The organism is Haloactinospora alba (assembly GCF_006717075.1).
Classification (GTDB): domain Bacteria; phylum Actinomycetota; class Actinomycetes; order Streptosporangiales; family Streptosporangiaceae; genus Haloactinospora; species Haloactinospora alba.
Window position 1 is genome coordinate 953,314 of record NZ_VFQC01000001.1, and the last position, 16,941, is coordinate 970,254.

Below are 16,941 nucleotides of genomic sequence, written 5' to 3' on the forward strand. Positions count from 1 at the left end.
CTGGCCGGTTCCGGCCACCGTCCCCGTGCGGCGGAACGCCGCTCGCGGTGCCCGCCAACCCAGGGCCTACCCCAGGGCCAGCCCCACCGTGAGCAGGAGGCCGAAAGCGAGCTGGAGCTTCCCGGTCTCGGCGAGTCCCAGGATCAGCTCCTCACCCGACTGTCCACCGGCGACCCGGCGCACCGGAGCAAGCGCCAACGGGAGCGCGAGCAGGACGAGCCCGACCCAGGGAGTCACCGCCACGACGGTGAGACTGACGACGAACGCGCCCGTCAGCACCGAGACGTACAACCGTCGCGTGGCACGGTCCCCGAGCCGTACCGCCAGCGTGCGCTTGCCGGCCGTCGCGTCGGTGGGGCGGTCCCGTAGATTGTTGATCACCAGGACCGACACGGACAGCAGGCCGGTCGGCACTGCCGCCACCCAGCCGTGCCACGGGACGTAACCCGCCTGCACGAAGATCGTCCCGGCGACCGCCACGAGTCCGAAGAACACGAACACCGCGAGCTCACCGAAACCGCGGTACCCGTACGGCACCGAGCCCCCGGTGTAGAACCAGGCCGCCACGATCGCGGCCGCCCCCACGAGCAGCAGCCACCACGCCGAGGTCACCGCCAGGACCAGCCCCGCCAGTGCGGCAACAGCGAAACACGTCCAGGCGGCGAGGAGAACCCGCCGCGGCACGGCCAGCCCCGTCCCCGTCAACCGGGTGGGGCCCACCCGCTCCTCGGCGTCGGTTCCCCGGATGCCGTCGCTGTAGTCGTTGGCGTAGTTGACCCCGACCTGCAGGGCGAGCGCGACAGCCATCGCGAGCAGGGCCTTCCACCACACCACCGCGCCGACGCCGACGACGGTGCCGGTGCCCACCGCGACCGGAACGATGGAGTTCGGCAACGTGCGGGGACGCGCCCCCGCGATCCACTGGCTGGCCGTGGCCACGCGTTCGCCTTTCTTCTCGCCGTTCCCGCAGGACTCTCCGGAGCGGGGGAGACCACCGCAGGTAGCCGAGTGCGACGCTGCCCCGGAGGACGGAACCGCTCCCGGAACCGGCCGTGACCCCGACCGTCGCTCCGGAACTTCCCGTGCCCGCATGCGACACCGGTGCCTCGCCCACGGCACCGCCGGCTCCCGCACGACAGCGCGGAGCAGCGGACCGTGCGCCCCGGAAACGCTGCGGACCTCCTGTGATTCTAGTCAGCGGCCGCCGCGTACGTGCGCCGTACCACCCGCCCCGGCGGCCCCGCGCCGCGCTGCGACACGACCGGGCGCCCGGTGGCGTTCAGTGGCCGCCGAGCGCCACGTGCAACCGGACCATCGGCACCGGACGGCCCATGTCCAACTCACGCCGCGCACCGTCCGGGGCCCAGCCGGTGTTCTGGAGGAACCCCAGCAGCGGGTTGGGCTCCTCGAGGACCCACGCGTGGGCGGTGTGGAACCCGTCGTCGGCCATGTGGTCGACCGCGGCGTTGAGAAGCCGGCTGCCGTGGCCGGCACGGGCGTGGTCGGGGTGGGTGTGCAGCGCGTAGACCTCGGCGTCGGTCCCCGGCCACAGGTCGGTGTCCTCGGCGGGACCGCACGCGGCGAAGCCCGCCACCGTACGGGTGGGAGCGCCTTGTTCGGAGGGTGGGGGCTCCGCGCTGGTGGCCACCAGCAGGTGGTGCCACGAGGTCGGAGGACTATGCAGCGAGGACCGCCACTGTTCCCGGAACCGCTCGGCAGCCTCCGTTCCGGAGAGCTCCTCGAGCACGTCGGCGGGCATGTGGGGGGCGTACATCGCCTGCCACGCCGCGACCTGGATGGCCACGACAGCGTCGACGTCCTCGTCACGGGCGGCACGAACGAATCCCTGACTGGGCACGGGCGCTCTCATCCGAAATGGTGGGCACGGTTGTTGTCACGCATCGTCCCAGTACGCGCGCGCTTGGCCAAACGGCGGAAGCCGCCCGGTACCGGGGAACCGCTCCCGACGCGCCTCGCGTTGGAGGGCGGCTGCGTTCATGCACCTGCCGGCTCGTGCCACCATCGGAGTCGTGAGCATCATCATCCGAATCCTGGTGAACGCAGTCGCCCTCTGGGCGGCGGTATATCTCATCGACGGCATCAACGTCGGCGCGGCGACCACCGCGGAGAAGGTGGTCGTCTACCTGATCGTTGGTGCGATCTTCGGCCTCGTCAACGCGGTCATCAAACCGATCGTCAAGACCGTCGGCTGTGCCTTCTACGTCCTCACTCTGGGACTGATAGCGCTGGTGGTGAACGCGCTGTTGCTCATGCTCACGGCATGGGTGGCCAGTGCGCTCGACCTCCCCTTCGCTATCGACGGGTTCTGGCCCGCCTTCTGGGGAGCGATCGTCGTGGCGGTCGTGAGCTGGTTGCTGGGCCTGGTCCTTCCGGAGGGAGACGAGTCCTGACCCGCCACCGATCCTCGTCCGGCAGTGGAACCCCGTCGGGTAGCTGGCGTGTGCGGTTGCGCGGTTACCCGACGGGATGCGGTGCGTCCCGAATGCCCAAGAAATCCTCCCGCGTCCGGAGCGGTTGGCGTCGCACGGATTCGCAACACGGTACGTTTGCCCTGTAACTTCACTCTTCCGTAGGGGGAGCTGTTCCGTTCTCCCGTTTCCGGGAGCGAGCGATACCTCACACATCGGCGGGGTACACGTCGGATAAGCCGAGCACGAGGTCATGGAGAGGAGGAAGGGCACACAGGGGATTCCCGCCGATGCTTTCCGGCGCCCCTTGCCTGCTACGTCATGGTTGGCAGCACTACATCGAACGCGCCCTTCGGCCGGATGTTGACCGCGATGGTGACGCCCATGGACGAGAACGGGGACGTTGACTACGACGGCGCCGCTCGGCTCGCCACGTACCTGGTCGATGAGCAGCGCAACGACGGCCTGATCGTCAGCGGAACCACGGGCGAGTCCCCCACGACCAGCGACGCGGAGAAGGACCAGCTGCTGCGCACCGTGCTGGACGCCGTCGGTGACCGTGCGACGGTCATCGCGGGGGTGGGAACCAACGACACCCGGCACAGCACCGAGCTCGCCAGGGCGGCCGAACGCGCCGGCGCGCACGCCCTTCTCGCCGTGACCCCCTACTACAGCAAGCCTCCGCAGGAAGGCCTGCTCCGACACTTCACCATGATCGCCGACGCGACCGAGCTGCCGATCATGCTCTACGACATCCCGGGGCGTACCGGGGTGCCGATCGCGTCGGAAACGCTGGTGCGGCTTGCCGAGCACCCGCGCATCATCGCCAACAAGGACGCCAAGGACGACCTCGGTGCCAGCTCCTGGGTGATGGAGCGCACCGACCTCGCCTACTACTGCGGTACGGACATGCTGAACCTGCCGCTGCTGTCCGTGGGAGCCGCCGGCTTCGTCAGCGTTGTCGGACACATCGTCGGCGGGGACCTGCACGACATGATCGACGCTTACGAGGCGGGCGACGTGGCCCGCGCACTGGCGATCCACCGCCGTCTCACCCCGGTCTACACCGGGATCTTCCGCACGCAGGGCGTGATCACGGTCAAGGCCGTGCTCAACATGTTCGGTCTTCCGGGCGGGGTCGTCCGGACCCCCCTCGCCGACGCCTCGGGCGAGCTGCAGGCCCTGCTCCGCGAGGACCTGGCGGCTGCCGGGGTCAAGGGGCCGATAGGGCTCGCGCCGCACCAGGCGGTTCCAGCCAGCGCGGTTGGGGTCGAGCGGCTGACAGAGGGATCCGCGTAGCAGAGTTCCGGGGAGGAGACCGAACGATGCCGAGCGCGGACGCGGCCGGCGCCAACGCCGCTGTCCCCGTGGTGGGGGACAGCGGATGGCCACGGTCCGCACGGCGGCGCGGTCGACACTTCCCGCCGGGTGTGTGGCGAACCGGGGCGCGAGGTGGAGCCTCCCTCCCCCCGGTGACAGGAGGCCGGGAACGAGCGGCCAGCGGACCGGAGGAACGGAGTACACGGCGCCCCACCGTGGGGACGCGACCGTGGTGCCGTACCAGGGCGGCACCGGGTGGGGGCGGACGGAACGCCGCCCTGAGGGCTCCGGTTCCCCGACCCGCCGCGGTGCGAGCGGTACGCTGGCCACAGGCGTTGTCGAACCCCGAACGCGCGTTGCAGCTGCACCCCGTACCGACGGGTGCGCTCCGCGCGGCCGGCCCGGGCGATGGCCACTGCCACCTTCGCCTGCCCCGCAGAGTAGACGGACATGTCCACACAAGGCGAAAGGAGGAGGGCGTTTCTCCTGCCGCCTGACAGTGGCGGGAACCACGCCCGAACACCAGATGAGTCACCCGCATCCTGAGCTTGGGCCTCCGCCGCCACTCGCCGAGGGGGCGCTGCGCGTCACCGCCCTCGGCGGCCTCGGCGAGATCGGCCGGAACATGACGGTGATGGAGTACAACGGGAAGCTGCTGATCGTCGACTGCGGCGTGCTGTTTCCCGAGGAGGAGCAGCCCGGGGTCGACCTGATCCTCCCCGACTTCGAGCCGATCCGGAACCGGCTCGACGACGTCGAGGCCCTCGTCCTCACCCACGGTCACGAGGACCATATCGGCGCTGTCCCGTTCCTCCTGCGCGAGCGGGAGGACATTCCCATCGTCGGGTCGCGGCTGACCCTGGCCCTGGTGAACGCGAAGCTGGGCGAGCACCGCATAACACCGGAAACGGTCCAGGTCGCGGAAGGGCAGCGGCGGCAGTTAGGCGAGTTCGACCTGGAATTCCTCCCCGTGAACCACTCCATCCCGGACGCCCTGGCGATCGCCATGCGCACGCCCGCGGGGAACCTGCTGCACACCGGTGACTTCAAGATGGACCAGTTGCCGCTGGACAGCCGACTCACGGACCTCGGCGGTTTCGCCCGTTTCGGCGACGAGGGGGTGGACCTCCTGCTCGCTGACTCCACCAACGCCGAGGTCCCCGGCTTCGTCACCAGTGAGCGGGACATCACCCCGGTCATCGACGAGGTGTTCGACCAGGCGGACCAGCGCATCATCGTCGCGTGCTTCGCCTCCCACATCCACCGTGTGCAACAGGTCCTGGACGCCGCCAAGGCCCACGGCCGCAAGGTGGCGTTCGTGGGGCGCTCCATGGTGCGGAACATGAACATCGCACGCGACCTGGGATACCTCCACGTTCCCAACGACCTGCTGGTGGACGTGAAACAGCTCGACGAGCTCGCCCCCCAGCAGGCGGTACTCATATCCACCGGTTCCCAGGGCGAACCCATGTCGGCACTGACACGCATGGCCAACCGGGACCACCAGATCCACATCGAGTCGGGGGACACCGTCCTACTGGCGTCCTCGCTCATCCCGGGCAACGAGAACTCGGTGAACCGGGTCATCAACGGCCTGACCCGGTGGGGAGCCAAGGTCGTGCACAAGGGCAACGCTCTCGTGCACGTGTCGGGGCACGCGCCCGCCGGTGAGCTGCTGTACGTCCACAACATGGTCCGGCCGCGCAACTTCATGCCGGTGCACGGCGAATGGCGGCACATGCGTGCCCACGCGCAGCTGGCCCGCCTGGCGGGGGTCCCGGAGTCGGGGATCTGCATCGCGGAGGACGGTGTCGCCGTCGACCTCCAGGACGGGCGCGCCCGGATCGCCGGAGCCGTTCCCGCCGGCTACGTCTACGTGGACGGGACCTCGGTCGGCGACGTCACCGAGTCGGCGCTGAAGGACCGGCGGATCCTCGGTGAGGAGGGGTTCATCTCCATCGTCGTCGCGGTGGACTCCACCTCCGGAAAGATCCTCGGCGAGCCGGAGGTGCACACTCGCGGCTCGGGGATCGACGTCGACGCCTACGACGAGGTGCTCCCGCAGATCCAGGAGTCGTTGCAGCGTGCCGCTGCCGAGGGCATCACCGACCCCACGCAGCTGCGCCAGCTCGTGCGTCGGGTGATCGGCCGCTGGGTGAACGATACGTACCGGCGCCGCCCCATGATCGTGCCGGTCATCGTGGAGGTGTGAGAGCGGCGGAACGCGTGCCGCGCCCGGGCGACACGCCCGGCGCGGGGCTGAAGCCCGTCACCCATGGCGAGTATCCTTCCCGCCATGGCCACCCGCACCCCCAAATCCTCCCAACGCTCCGGCAGCGGTGCGTCGCAACGGAGCGGGACGGCCAAGAAGAAGGCGTCCGCACGCCGATCGGGCTCGTCCGCGCAACGCAACCGCAGGTCACGTCAGACAACGGCATCGGAAGGCCCCATAGCTCTCGGCTTCGTCTGGTTGGGCCAGGGACTGCTACTGGTGTGGAAGCTGCTGGCCCACACCGCCGGCGGCCTCACCCGCACCGCGGGGCGGAGCGCGCGTGACCTCGACCCGGACCTGCGTCGGGACGGTTCGGGGCTCGTCCTGCTCGCCCTGGGGCTGCTTATCGCCGCGGCAGTGTGGTGGGACACCGACGGGCCGCTTCCGGAAGCCACCCGTACCGTCGTGGTGGGGGCCTTCGGCGCGTTCTCCCCCGTGCTCCCGTTGTTGTTCCTGCCGTTCGCCTGGCGGCTGATGCGTACGCCGGGCAACGGCGACACCGACGTCGGCCGGTTGTCGATCGGCTTCTCCGCGACGCTTGTGGGGCTTCTGGGGCTGATCCACATCGGCCACGGCATCCCGTGGCCCTCCGAGGGTCAGGAGGCGATGCGGCGCGCCGGAGGTCTGATCGGGTTCGCCGCCTCCGGCCCGTTGAGCGCGCTCATCACCTCGTGGGTGACCGGTGTGCTGCTGTGCATGTTGTTGCTGTTCGGGCTGCTGGTGGTCACCGCCACCCCGATCCATCGCATCCCGGAACGCCTCCAGGCCCTGTTCGGCAGTCTGATGCAGCGGGACAGCGGCCCCAGCGCCGGGATGGGCATCCTCGGCGGGGAAGAGCCGGAGCAGGAGGCCCCCGCCAAGTCCAAACCCAAGCGCAAACCGAAGACGGAGTCGGCGGACAGCACCACCTCCTCCGAGACGGTGGCGGGAAGTACCGAACGCCCCTACGACACCCCCGTCATCACGGGCGAGTCCCCGCCGTCCCCCACACCGCCCCCGGAACCGACGCCCCCTCCCGAGAGCGCCGAACAGCTGTCCATCCCCGCCCGTACCGTCGACGGCGACTACGAGCTGCCGACACCCAGCATGCTCAAACCCGGTTCGCCCCCCAAGGAGCGGACCAAGGCCAACGATTCCGTGGTCGAGGCGATCAACAGGGTGCTGGAGCAGTTCAACATCCACGCCGAGGTCACCGACTTCGCCCGCGGCCCGACCGTCACCCGCTACGAGGTCGAACTGGGGCCGGCCGTGAAGGTGGAGAAGGTCACCGCTCTCTCCAAGAACATCGCGCTCGCCGTGAAGAGCGCGGAGGTGCGGATCCAGTCTCCCGTGCCCGGCAAGTCGGCCATCGGGATCGAGATCCCCAACACGGACAAGGACATCGTCAGTCTCGGCGACATCATGCGTTCCCCCGCGGCGACCGCTGACGACCATCCGATGGTGACCGGCCTGGGTAAGGACGTCGAGGGCGCCAACGTGGTGGCCAATCTCGCCAAGATGCCGCACATCCTGGTGGCGGGAGCCACGGGGGCCGGCAAGTCCACCTGCATCAACGGCCTCATCACGTCGATCATGATGCGGGCGACCCCGGACGAGGTCCGGCTCATCCTCGTTGACCCCAAGCGGGTGGAACTGACCATGTACGAGGGCATCCCCCACCTGATCACGCCGATCATCACCAGCCCCAAGAAGGCGGCGGACGCCCTGCAGTGGGTCGTCAGTGAGATGGACCGCCGCTACGACGACCTCGCCGCCTCCGGGTACCGGCATATCGACGACTTCAACGCGGCGGTACGCAGCGGTGAGCTCACCGCTCCACCGGGAAGCGAGCGGGAGTACGAGGCCTATCCGTACCTGCTGGTGATCGTGGACGAGCTCGCCGACCTCATGATGGTCGCGCCACGGGACGTCGAGGACGCGGTCGTACGGATCACCCAGCTCGCACGCGCGGCGGGGATCCACCTGGTGCTGGCGACCCAGCGCCCCAGCGTCGACGTTGTCACGGGCCTGATCAAGGCCAATGTCCCCTCGCGGCTCGCCTTCGCCACGTCGAGCCTCTCCGACAGCCGCGTCATCCTCGACCAGCAGGGAGCGGAGAAGCTCGTGGGGAAGGGCGACGCGCTGTTCCTGCCGATGGGGGCGGGCAAACCCATCCGGTTGCAGAACGCGTGGGTCACGGAGAAGGAGATCCGGGCGATCGCGGAGCACTGCAAGAAGCAGGCCGAACCCGCCTACCGGGAGGACGTCGGCGCCGCCGAGGCCAAGAAGAAGGAGATCGACGAGGAGGTCGGCGATGACCTCGAACTGCTGGCCCAGGCGATCGAGCTCGTGGTCACGACCCAGTTCGGCTCCACCTCCATGCTGCAGCGCAAACTCCGGGTCGGGTTCGCCAAAGCGGGCCGGCTGATGGACCTCATGGAGAGCCGGGAGGTCGTCGGCCCGAGTGAGGGGTCGAAGGCGCGTGACGTGCTGGTTACGCCCGAGGGCCTACCGGACGCGTTGGCGCAGCTCCGCGGTGAACAGTAGCCGGGTGGTGCGGGTCACACGAATCGCCGTCTCCGTGGTTACTCCAGGGGCCTGCGTTTCGTTCCGCCGCTGTTGACCGAGTTTTAACCGATTAATTTGGTGTGTCACCTTACCGATACGAACAGTGGGCAACCACAGTAGGAGGGGAGGAACGAGCGTACGCAGCAGGACGCACGGGTGTGCGTCGCCGGCGTGCCCGGTGTACCGGGAAGGAGCGGGCATGACGACGATCGGCCAGACACTGACCGCCATCCGGGAGCGGGCAGGGTACACGCTTGCCGGACTGAGCGCCCGCACATGTATTCGGGAGAGCGTCCTCCAGGCGATGGAGCGCGACAAGTTCGTCTTCTGCGGTGGTGACTTCTACGCCAAGGGACACATCAAGTCGGTGTGCAAGGAGCTGAACGTCGATCCCCAGCCGCTTCTCGAGCACTTCGACCGGGAGTACGCGAGCCGGGCTCTCGGGACGATGCTCCCGGCGGAACCGGTCATGGCCGGTACACGGAGGGCGCGGTCGGGTAGGGACGTAAGCTCCGATGATCCCCCCGCGACCGAGGGAGTCTCGAAACAGAGCGGGACGGAGCGGGGTGAACCGGCCGTCTCCTCCGCCCCACCTGAGGACGCGGTGCCGGCCCCCGCGGACACTCAGGAGTCCCAGGATCCCCAGGAGTCCCAGGAGTCCCAGGATCCCCAGGACTCCCAGGAGGGCGCCACCGAGGCGGACCAGGAACCCCAGGCAGCCCAGGAACCCCAGGCGGAGCGGGAGAGCGCCGACAGCGCTACCGAGGCGGCTGTCCCGCCCCAGCAGCGACGCGGTGTGACCTCGCCGCGTCGGCGGGTCTGGCCGTTCTTCGTCACCGTGGCCCTGGTCGCCGCCGCGGCCGTGTCAGCGTTGCAGGCCTGGCCCGAGGGAGGGAACGCCGAGGAGGGGAAGGTGCCGCGCACCGCACCGGTGAAGGAGAAGGAGGAACGTGGGCGTCCGGCCGCTACCGGTGCGGACAGCAGTCCCGTCCGTAGCGTCACGGACAGGGTGATGCAGCGCGGTGGTCTCCTCCCACGGGAGACGGTGCGGGAGCCGGACGGGGTCACTGTGGAACTCCGCGCCGAGGAGGACAGCACGGTGGAGGTCACCGGGGGGAACGGGAGAACCCTGTACTCGGGCGACCTGGAAGAGGGGGAGAGCCGGGAGTGGACGGGCTCCGAGGAGATCCGGCTCCGGTTGGACGATCCCGACGCGCTGCGGATGCGGGTGGACGGCGAGGAAAAGGATCTCGGTGACAGTGACGAGGGAACACAGCGGCTCACCGTCGGTACGGAGGGGATCGAGGGCAGCGACTCGGGGAACTGAGGAGCGGCCCCGCGACCCGCGCGCGGCCCTGGCTCCCCCGGAGGACCGGGGTCGGCACCGGTGGCGGGAGGCGTGGGAACCGGCCTCGGCCCGGTCGGACGGGCGGCAACGGCCCGCACCCTGCTTGGTACAAACTAAGGTGGTATATGTGGGAGATTGCCGCTCTCGTGTTCTCGCCTAGCCGTGGAAGATATGTCATCGCGCCGTACTGTCTCGTCTGTTCTCCGCCCGAGTACGGGTGAGAGGTCCGCCACGCCTGTTGCGGCGGTGCCCGGGCGCCGGAACTCTCGGACGTCCGGGGGGATGCGGACTCCCGTCGCCGCGCCGCGGAGACCAGCATTGCCGGTGCCACGCGCGTCTGCCGCGCCCCACGTGCGGTACGGAAGCTCCCCGCTGTTCTCCCCCTTGGAGGAGGACGGCGCGTGTGCCGGTGCCTCGGGCCGAGCGGCGGCCGTCTCCCGGGTAACAGCCATCCGACAGTGGGATCCGCGATGAGCGCGCAAGGTTCCGCACCCGTGCCCACACCACAGCACAGTTCGGTTTTCAACATCGCCAACGTGTTGACCGTCGGTCGACTCGTCATGGTGCCGCTGTTCGTCGTCCTCATGCTGTTCGACCATCCCGCGTGGCGGTTCGCCGCGTTCGCGGTGTTCGTTCTGGCCGCGGTCACGGACAGGATCGACGGGGAGCTGGCCCGACGGCGGAACCTCGTCACCAACTTCGGCAAAGTGGCCGATCCGATCGCCGACAAGGCGTTGACGGGTGCGGCCCTTGTCGTGCTCTCCTTCCTCGGGGAGCTGTGGTGGTGGGTGACAGCCGTCATCCTGCTCCGGGAGTGGGGTATCACCGCCCTGCGTTTCGCCGTGCTGCGCTACGGGGTGATTCCCGCGAGCCGGGGCGGGAAGCTGAAGACGGTGCTGCAGGTCGTCGCTATCAGCGTCTACCTCTTTCCGCTCCCCGAACCGCTGCACTTCGCGGGCCACGCGCTCATGGCGGTGGCGGTCGGGGTCACGGTGTGGACCGGCGGTGACTACGTTGTCCAGGCCGTGCGGATGCTGCGGCGTTCCGGTACCGGACGGGACGCATGAGCGAAGCCGCCCTGGATGCCTACCGCGCCCTCGAGGCGAGCCGGAGTACCGTCGCCACAGCGGAGTCGTTGACCGGCGGCATGGTCGGCGCCGCCATCACCGGAGTCCCGGGAGCCTCGGCCGTGTACCTGGGCGGGGTGGTCGCCTACGCCACGGACGCCAAGCTTGCGCTGCTGGGAGTGTCCGAGCGGGTGCTGCGGGACCACGGCGCGGTCCACCCCGACGTCGCCCGGCAGATGGCCCGTGGGGCCAGGGACGGGATGTCGGCCACGTTTGGTCTTGCCGTTACCGGGGTAGCAGGGCCCGAACCTCAGGACGGGCAGCCGGTCGGTACCGTCTTCGCCGCGGTGGCCGGTCCTGCGGGAGACGTGCAGCTTGCGGAGCTGCACCTGCGCGGGGAACGCTCCGAAATCCGAGAAGCCACTGTTGACCAGGCTCTTCGCCTGCTCAGTAGTGTCGTTGGCGCGGGGGCGTCCGGATAGCGGGAGTCAGGCGCGGGACCGTTTCCCTCTCGGACGAGGACATGGAACAAATCGGTCCCATGTTCGCGTTACCCCTCCAGCGAACAGTGGCAGGGAGGGCGCGACGATCAGAGCCTCGGCAGGTACGGTGTTGAATATGTTGGTCGCTACCGGTGGGAGGGAGCGCGAATGATGGTCCTGCTTCGTCACCTGCTCGGTGACGTGCTACGGCAGCTTCGGCAGCGGCAGGGCCGCACCCTCCGTGAGGTGTCGGCTGAGGCGCGGGTCTCGCTGGGTTATCTGTCGGAGGTTGAGCGGGGGCAGAAGGAAGCCTCGTCCGAGTTGCTTTCCTCGATTTGCACTGCCTTGGAAATCCCCATTTCTCAGGTTCTGCGCGAGGTCGCGGACCAGTTCGCTCTCGCCGAGCTGCAAGAGGCTGCTCTGCTCAACAGGTCGGTCCCGTCCGAATCCGTTGCAGAGTCCGAGCGGATCGGTGTCGATTCGGTGCCTGATCGTGTGCCAGACGTCGTCGATATGGTGGGTGTGTAACCTCTCCTCCCACACAGCTGAACGCACCGTCGGACACCGCCCCGGTGGCCGATAGGGAGACTGCGGGTCGGGGCTCTCTCGCCGTGACAGAGACGAGAACCCCGACCTGGTGCGTTTCGTGGTTTGGGCATGCCGCCCCTCGGGCAGTGCGGTCGGGTAACGGCGAAACCGCGCGAGGGGAGCGAGTGATGCCGAAGATCCACGGGCCGCTGGACGACAACGCCCGCAAGATCACGGGGGAGAGGCTGCAGAGCGCTCTCGTCGACCTGATCGACCTGTCGCTTGTCGCCAAACAGGCGCACTGGAACGTGATCGGATCCAACTTCCGCTCTGTGCACCTGCAGCTCGACCAGCTCGTTTCGGCAGTCCGGGACCACATGGACACGTTGGCGGAACGGGCCGTAACCATAGGAACGACACCGGACGGCCGCTCGACGACGGTCGCCTCGGAGACGCGGATCCCGCAACCGGACCCCGGATATCTCCGGGACGACAAGGTGATCGCGACCATCACCGACGCGCTGAGCGGGGTGGTGGAGCGGTTCCGGGGGCACACCCAGGCGACGGCGGAGCCTGACCCCGTGACCCAGGACCTGCTGATCTCCGCCGCACAGGATCTGGAACAGCAGCACTGGATGTTCGAGGCCATGCGCTGACCGTTCGGGAGCGGGACAGTACCGGGAAGAGCGCCGACGTCCGTGACGTCGGCGCTCCGTTCGGTGCGGGCTCTGAGGTCAGACCCTTAGGCTCCCTTTCCCGCGCGCGGCGCACCCACCGCAGCGCGGCAGAGCGAGCTCCATCGAACCGAACAGAGCCTACGTCGCCCACGTCTCGGGGTTCTCGATGAGGGCGTCGACAGCGCTGGGGAAGCTGTTCGTGGCGACGTGTTCCAACGTCACGCTCTCCAGGATGGAGCGCTCGCTGGCGCGCAGCGCGATCCACACCTGCTGCAGACTCCGGGCCGCGCCCTCGTAGTCCACGTGCTCCGGCCGTTCCCCGCGCACGTTGGCCAACGGCCCGTCGACGGCACGGATGACGTCGGCCAGCGAGATGTCGGCGGCCGGCCGGGCCAGCCAGTAGCCGCCGACCGGGCCCCGCTGGCTGCGTACCAGGCCGGAACGGCGCAGCTGTGTGAGGATGTTCTCCAAGAACTTCCCAGGTATGACCTGGGAGCGAGCGAGCTGCTCGGCCGTCACGGGGCCGCCGCTGGCGGCTGCGAGTTCGGCTGCGGCACGCAACGCGTAATCGACCCGGGCAGAAAGGCGCATAGTGCGATTATGCCGTGGACGGCCGGGAGGGCGCGTCAACGGGGTTGCGGGTGTGGTCGTTCCGTCGTTCGGTGCTGGATACCTTCACAGCTCTCAGGATAGTGAAGAACACGGAATTCCTCAGGAGAGAGCGCTCGTCAGCAGCTCCGCGGCGCTCTGCGCGTTCACCCACGCTGCCCCGTACGTGCTGATGCGGGCGCGGGAGTCGGGACGCCACACGGGAAGTCCCATCTCCACGGCGACCGTGTCGGGCCGCTGTCGGCACAGTCCCGTGACGAACGTCCGGGTCGCGGGATGGCGGTGGGCGTCCCGCACCACCACGACGAGGCCGCGACCGTTGGCCCGGCCGAGGATCTCCTCCGGAGTGGTCCTCTCCGCGTCCACGTACTCTGTTCCGGGGAACCACGGGGACAGCCCCCAGGGGACGTCGCCCGCCGCGACCAGCGGAGGGGTGTCCACCTGGACGATGAGAGGGTCGTCCAGGTGGGGCAGCTCCCCGTCGATGCGCGCCGCCCGCCGCGCCCCGTTGAGACCGACCGCCTCCACCTCGAGGGACGCCGGTTTCTCCCGGGTCCAGGAACGAAGCTGCGTGGTGCGCTCGGCGGCCTCCTCCAACCGCTCGCCGTCCAGCTCGCCGGAACGGACCGCGTCGGTGATCGCGGAGCGGATCCCGGCGACCTGGTCGCCGTAGACGAACCGTCCCAGGCACAGCAGGTCGCACCCTGCCCCCAGCGCGCGTACCGCCGCCTGCGCGATCCCTATGTCGCCGCTGACCCCGTGCATGTCCAATGCGTCGCTCACCACCGCGCCGTCGAACCCGAGCTCCCGGCGCAACAGTTCGGTCACCAGCTCCGGAGCGAGGGTGGCCGGGCTGGACAGCCCCAGAGCGGGAAGTGTGATGTGCGCCGTGAGGATGGCGCGGACCCCGGCGTCGATGGCGGCGCGGAAGGGGACGAGTTCCCGCTGCAGTAGGAGGTCGCGGTCGGCCTCGACGGTGGGGAGAGTGGTGTGGGAGTCCTGCCGGGTCGCCCCGTGGCCGGGGAAGTGTTTCGCGCATCCGGCGACTCCGCTCTCCTGCAGTCCGGTGACCGCGGCACGGGTGTGTCTGGCCACCAGTTCGGCGTCCGCACCGAAGGCCCGCGTGCCGATGGTGGGGTTGTCTGCGACCGTGTTGACGTCCACGGTCGGAGCGAGGTTGAGGGTGAAACCGAGACCGCGCAGCTCCGCGCCGAGCGAGCGGTGCACCGTCCGGGTGAGTTCGGGGTCGTCGACCGTGCCGAGCGCCGCGTTGCCCGGATAGTTGCTGCCCGCCTGCTGCCCGATGCGGGTGACGTCGCCGCCCTCCTCGTCCAGAGCGACCAGGGGAGCGTCCGCCGCCTCCGCGAGTTGGGCGTTCAGCTCCGTCACCTGGGAAAGGCTCGAGATGTTGTTGTGGAAAAGGCAGACGCCAGCGAGGCCGTTCGCCAACCCCTCGCGCAGCCAGCGGGGGGCGTGGTCCGACTCGAAGGGCACCAGCAGGGTCGCGTTGGCGAGACGTTCCAGTGTGGGATCCGTGGACATAGTGAGCTCCGTTCGGCGACATGTGCGGGCACGGGATGAGCACAGGAAGAGGCGCCGCCCGTTCGGGGAGGGGAGAGGGGAGTCACGGACGGCGCCTGCGGCGGGCTGGTTCAGCCCTTGACCGCGCCCATGGTGAGGCCGTTGACCATGCGGCGCTGGACGAAGAGGAAGAAGATCATGACCGGGACCGTGAGCAGTGTGGAGGCGGCCATGATCCCGCCCCAGTCGGTGCCGCCGAAGCGGCTGGAGTAGTAGGACAGGGTCAGCGGCAGGGTGTAGTACTCGGTGCTGCGTCCCAGGAACGTCAGCGCGACGATGAACTCGTTCCACGCCGTGATGAAGGCGAAGATACTGGCGGCCGCCAGACCGGGCGCGACGAGCGGCATCAGGATGCGCCAGAAGATGGTCCAGTTGCTGGCGCCGTCGATCGCGGCGGACTCTTCCAGCTCTTTCGGGACGGCCGCGACGAAACCGCGCAGCATCATGGTGGTGATCGGTACGGCCACCGCGGCGTAGACGATGAGAATGCCGCTGAGGTTGCCGAGCAGCTGGAGCCCGGTGGTGTCCTGGAACTGGCGGATGTTGATGAAGATGGAGATGATCATCGCCTCCATCGGCACCATCTGGATCACCATCAGCAGGATGATGAACGCCGTGCGCAGCCGGAACCGGAACCGTGCCACGGCTATGGCCGCCAGTAACGACAGCACGGCGGCGATCGCCACCGACCCCAGGGTCACGATGAGGCTGTTGACCATGAACCGCCAGAAGCTGACGCCGGGGATGATCTGGCCGTTCAGCACCCGGTCGAAGTTCTCCAGGGTGGGGGCCATGGGAACGAGGGTCGGGTCGAGGGACACGATCTCCGACTGTGGTTTGAACGCGGTCGCCAGCATCCAGTACACGGGGAACACGGAGAACACCAGTACCGCGAGTCCGGCCGCGTACAGGCCGACGGCTCGTGCGGCCTTGGCGGGGTTGGGTGCGCGCCGGCCGGTCTGGGCACGTGGCGCGCGTCGTTCGGCCGTGCTGGTCATCTCGTCTCCCCCTGGCGGATCATGATTCGCAGGTAGTACGCGGTGATACCGAGGATCATCACGGTCATGACCACCGCGATCGCCGATCCCATGCCGTAGTTGGGCGGGCTGGCGGAGAAGCCCTGCTGGTAGATGTAGTACGAGAGCAGGTAGACGGACTCGTTCTGGAAGCCGCCGGCGAGGATGTAGAGCTGCGTGAACACGCGCAGGTCCCAGATGATCTGCAGGATGAGCAGAAGGGCGAACAGGGGGCGCAGCATCGGGAACGTCACGGCCCAGAAGGAGCGCCACGCGCCGGCGCCGTCCACCCGGGCCGCCTCGTAGAGCTCACCGGGGATGCTCTTCAGGCCGGCGAGAACCGACAGGGCGATGAAGGGGAAGGCCTGCCAGACGATGATCAGCACCAGGACACTGAACAGCGGGAGCGGGTCCAGGAACCACTGGTACTCGAGCCAGCCGGAACCCACGAGCCAGTCGGGCAGCGCCGCCAACATGTGGTTGACGAGGCCGCTGCGGTCCTCGAAGAGCCACTTGTAGATCATCGAGGCGCTGATGACGGGAGTGGCCCACGCCAGCATCATGCCGATACCGACGACGGTGGAGAACCAGTTCGGCAGTCTGTTCAGCAGGAGGCCCACCAACGTGCCCAGGACCATGGTGAGAACAACCATGGCGCCGCACACGAGCACGGTGTTCCGCAGGATGGTCCAGAACTGGGGGTCGGAGAGGAGGTCCGTGTAGTGCTGGACCCCCACCCACTCCGCCGGCGGGCTGTTGGGAAGCAGGTGGCGGGTGGAGTACTCGTAGAACGAGTTCCACACCATCTGCACGATCGGCCAGAACAGTACACCGGTCAGCAACACCAGTGCGGGCGCGATCAACAGGTACGGCGGGCTTAACCAGCGGTTCCAGCGGTTGCCTTGGGGACCCCCGCGGGGGGTGGTGCGCGTCTCCGCCGTTTCGGACTCCTCGGCCGGACGCACCGTTTCGGGTGTCTGTGCCATGGGCAGGGCTTCCCGTGTCGTTCGTGGAGGAGGGCGACCGGAGGAGAGGTGCCGCCTCCGGCCGCCCTCGTCTGGGAGC

At 68.7% G+C, this 16,941-nt stretch carries 15 protein-coding genes; 9 read left to right on the forward strand and 6 right to left on the reverse strand.

Annotated features, from left to right (window positions below; all coding sequences use genetic code 11):
• Positions 1–66 precede the first annotated feature (66 nt).
• The gene (locus tag FHX37_RS04430) at positions 67–939 is read right to left on the reverse strand and encodes a 1,4-dihydroxy-2-naphthoate polyprenyltransferase (protein WP_141922288.1); all 873 of its coding nucleotides are present in this window, start codon (positions 937–939) and stop codon (positions 67–69) included.
• A 340-nt stretch (positions 940–1,279) separates the two neighbouring features.
• Positions 1,280–1,870, reverse strand: a complete 591-nt coding sequence (locus FHX37_RS04435) for a GNAT family N-acetyltransferase (protein ID WP_394344466.1) — start codon at positions 1,868–1,870, stop codon at positions 1,280–1,282.
• A gap of 160 nt (positions 1,871–2,030) precedes the next feature.
• On the opposite strand from FHX37_RS04435, the gene FHX37_RS04440 reads away from it, so the two are divergent.
• The 9 genes from FHX37_RS04440 (at position 2,031) to FHX37_RS04480 (ending at position 12,649) form a co-directional block, all read left to right on the forward strand.
• Positions 2,031–2,411, forward strand: a complete 381-nt coding sequence (locus FHX37_RS04440) for a phage holin family protein (RefSeq protein WP_246062065.1) — start codon at positions 2,031–2,033, stop codon at positions 2,409–2,411.
• Positions 2,412–2,750: 339 nt separating this feature from the next.
• Positions 2,751–3,728: a 4-hydroxy-tetrahydrodipicolinate synthase gene (dapA, locus tag FHX37_RS04445; protein ID WP_141922291.1), complete on the forward strand. Its 978-nt coding sequence runs from the start codon at positions 2,751–2,753 to the stop codon at positions 3,726–3,728.
• A 547-nt stretch (positions 3,729–4,275) separates the two neighbouring features.
• A complete protein-coding gene (locus FHX37_RS04450; RefSeq protein ID WP_141922292.1) occupies positions 4,276–5,961 on the forward strand; it encodes a ribonuclease J in 1,686 nt (561 codons plus the stop codon).
• 63 nt (positions 5,962–6,024) lie between these two features.
• Positions 6,025–8,547: a DNA translocase FtsK gene (locus FHX37_RS04455; RefSeq protein WP_394344467.1), complete on the forward strand. Its 2,523-nt coding sequence runs from the start codon at positions 6,025–6,027 to the stop codon at positions 8,545–8,547.
• Between the two features lie 220 nt (positions 8,548–8,767).
• Positions 8,768–9,895: a RodZ domain-containing protein gene (locus FHX37_RS04460; protein WP_141922293.1), complete on the forward strand. Its 1,128-nt coding sequence runs from the start codon at positions 8,768–8,770 to the stop codon at positions 9,893–9,895.
• Between the two features lie 491 nt (positions 9,896–10,386).
• Complete coding sequence (gene pgsA / locus FHX37_RS04465; RefSeq protein WP_141922294.1) at positions 10,387–10,983, forward strand: CDP-diacylglycerol--glycerol-3-phosphate 3-phosphatidyltransferase; 597 nt, start codon at positions 10,387–10,389, stop codon at positions 10,981–10,983.
• Positions 10,980–11,465: a CinA family protein gene (locus FHX37_RS04470; RefSeq protein ID WP_141922295.1), complete on the forward strand. Its 486-nt coding sequence runs from the start codon at positions 10,980–10,982 to the stop codon at positions 11,463–11,465. The genes pgsA and FHX37_RS04470 overlap by 4 nt, the downstream gene beginning before the upstream one ends.
• Before the next feature lie 168 nt (positions 11,466–11,633).
• A complete protein-coding gene (locus FHX37_RS04475; RefSeq protein WP_141922296.1) occupies positions 11,634–11,993 on the forward strand; it encodes a helix-turn-helix domain-containing protein in 360 nt (119 codons plus the stop codon).
• Between the two features lie 188 nt (positions 11,994–12,181).
• Positions 12,182–12,649: a Dps family protein gene (locus tag FHX37_RS04480; protein ID WP_141922297.1), complete on the forward strand. Its 468-nt coding sequence runs from the start codon at positions 12,182–12,184 to the stop codon at positions 12,647–12,649.
• 159 nt (positions 12,650–12,808) lie between these two features.
• On the opposite strand, the gene FHX37_RS04485 is transcribed toward FHX37_RS04480, so the two are convergent.
• The 4 genes from FHX37_RS04485 to FHX37_RS04500 form a co-directional block, all read right to left on the reverse strand.
• Positions 12,809–13,261: an RrF2 family transcriptional regulator gene (locus tag FHX37_RS04485; RefSeq protein ID WP_141922298.1), complete on the reverse strand. Its 453-nt coding sequence runs from the start codon at positions 13,259–13,261 to the stop codon at positions 12,809–12,811.
• Between the two features lie 120 nt (positions 13,262–13,381).
• Positions 13,382–14,821 (reverse strand): glycoside hydrolase family 3 protein, encoded by a 1,440-nt coding sequence (locus FHX37_RS04490; protein ID WP_141922299.1) that lies wholly within the window; start codon positions 14,819–14,821, stop codon positions 13,382–13,384.
• Positions 14,822–14,931: 110 nt separating this feature from the next.
• Positions 14,932–15,858 carry a carbohydrate ABC transporter permease gene (locus tag FHX37_RS04495; protein ID WP_141922300.1) on the reverse strand — a complete coding sequence of 309 codons (927 nt, stop codon included), beginning with the start codon at positions 15,856–15,858 and terminating at the stop codon, positions 14,932–14,934.
• Positions 15,855–16,862: a carbohydrate ABC transporter permease gene (locus FHX37_RS04500; RefSeq protein ID WP_141922301.1), complete on the reverse strand. Its 1,008-nt coding sequence runs from the start codon at positions 16,860–16,862 to the stop codon at positions 15,855–15,857. Before FHX37_RS04500 ends, FHX37_RS04495 begins: the two co-directional genes overlap by 4 nt.
• Positions 16,863–16,941 lie beyond the last annotated feature (79 nt).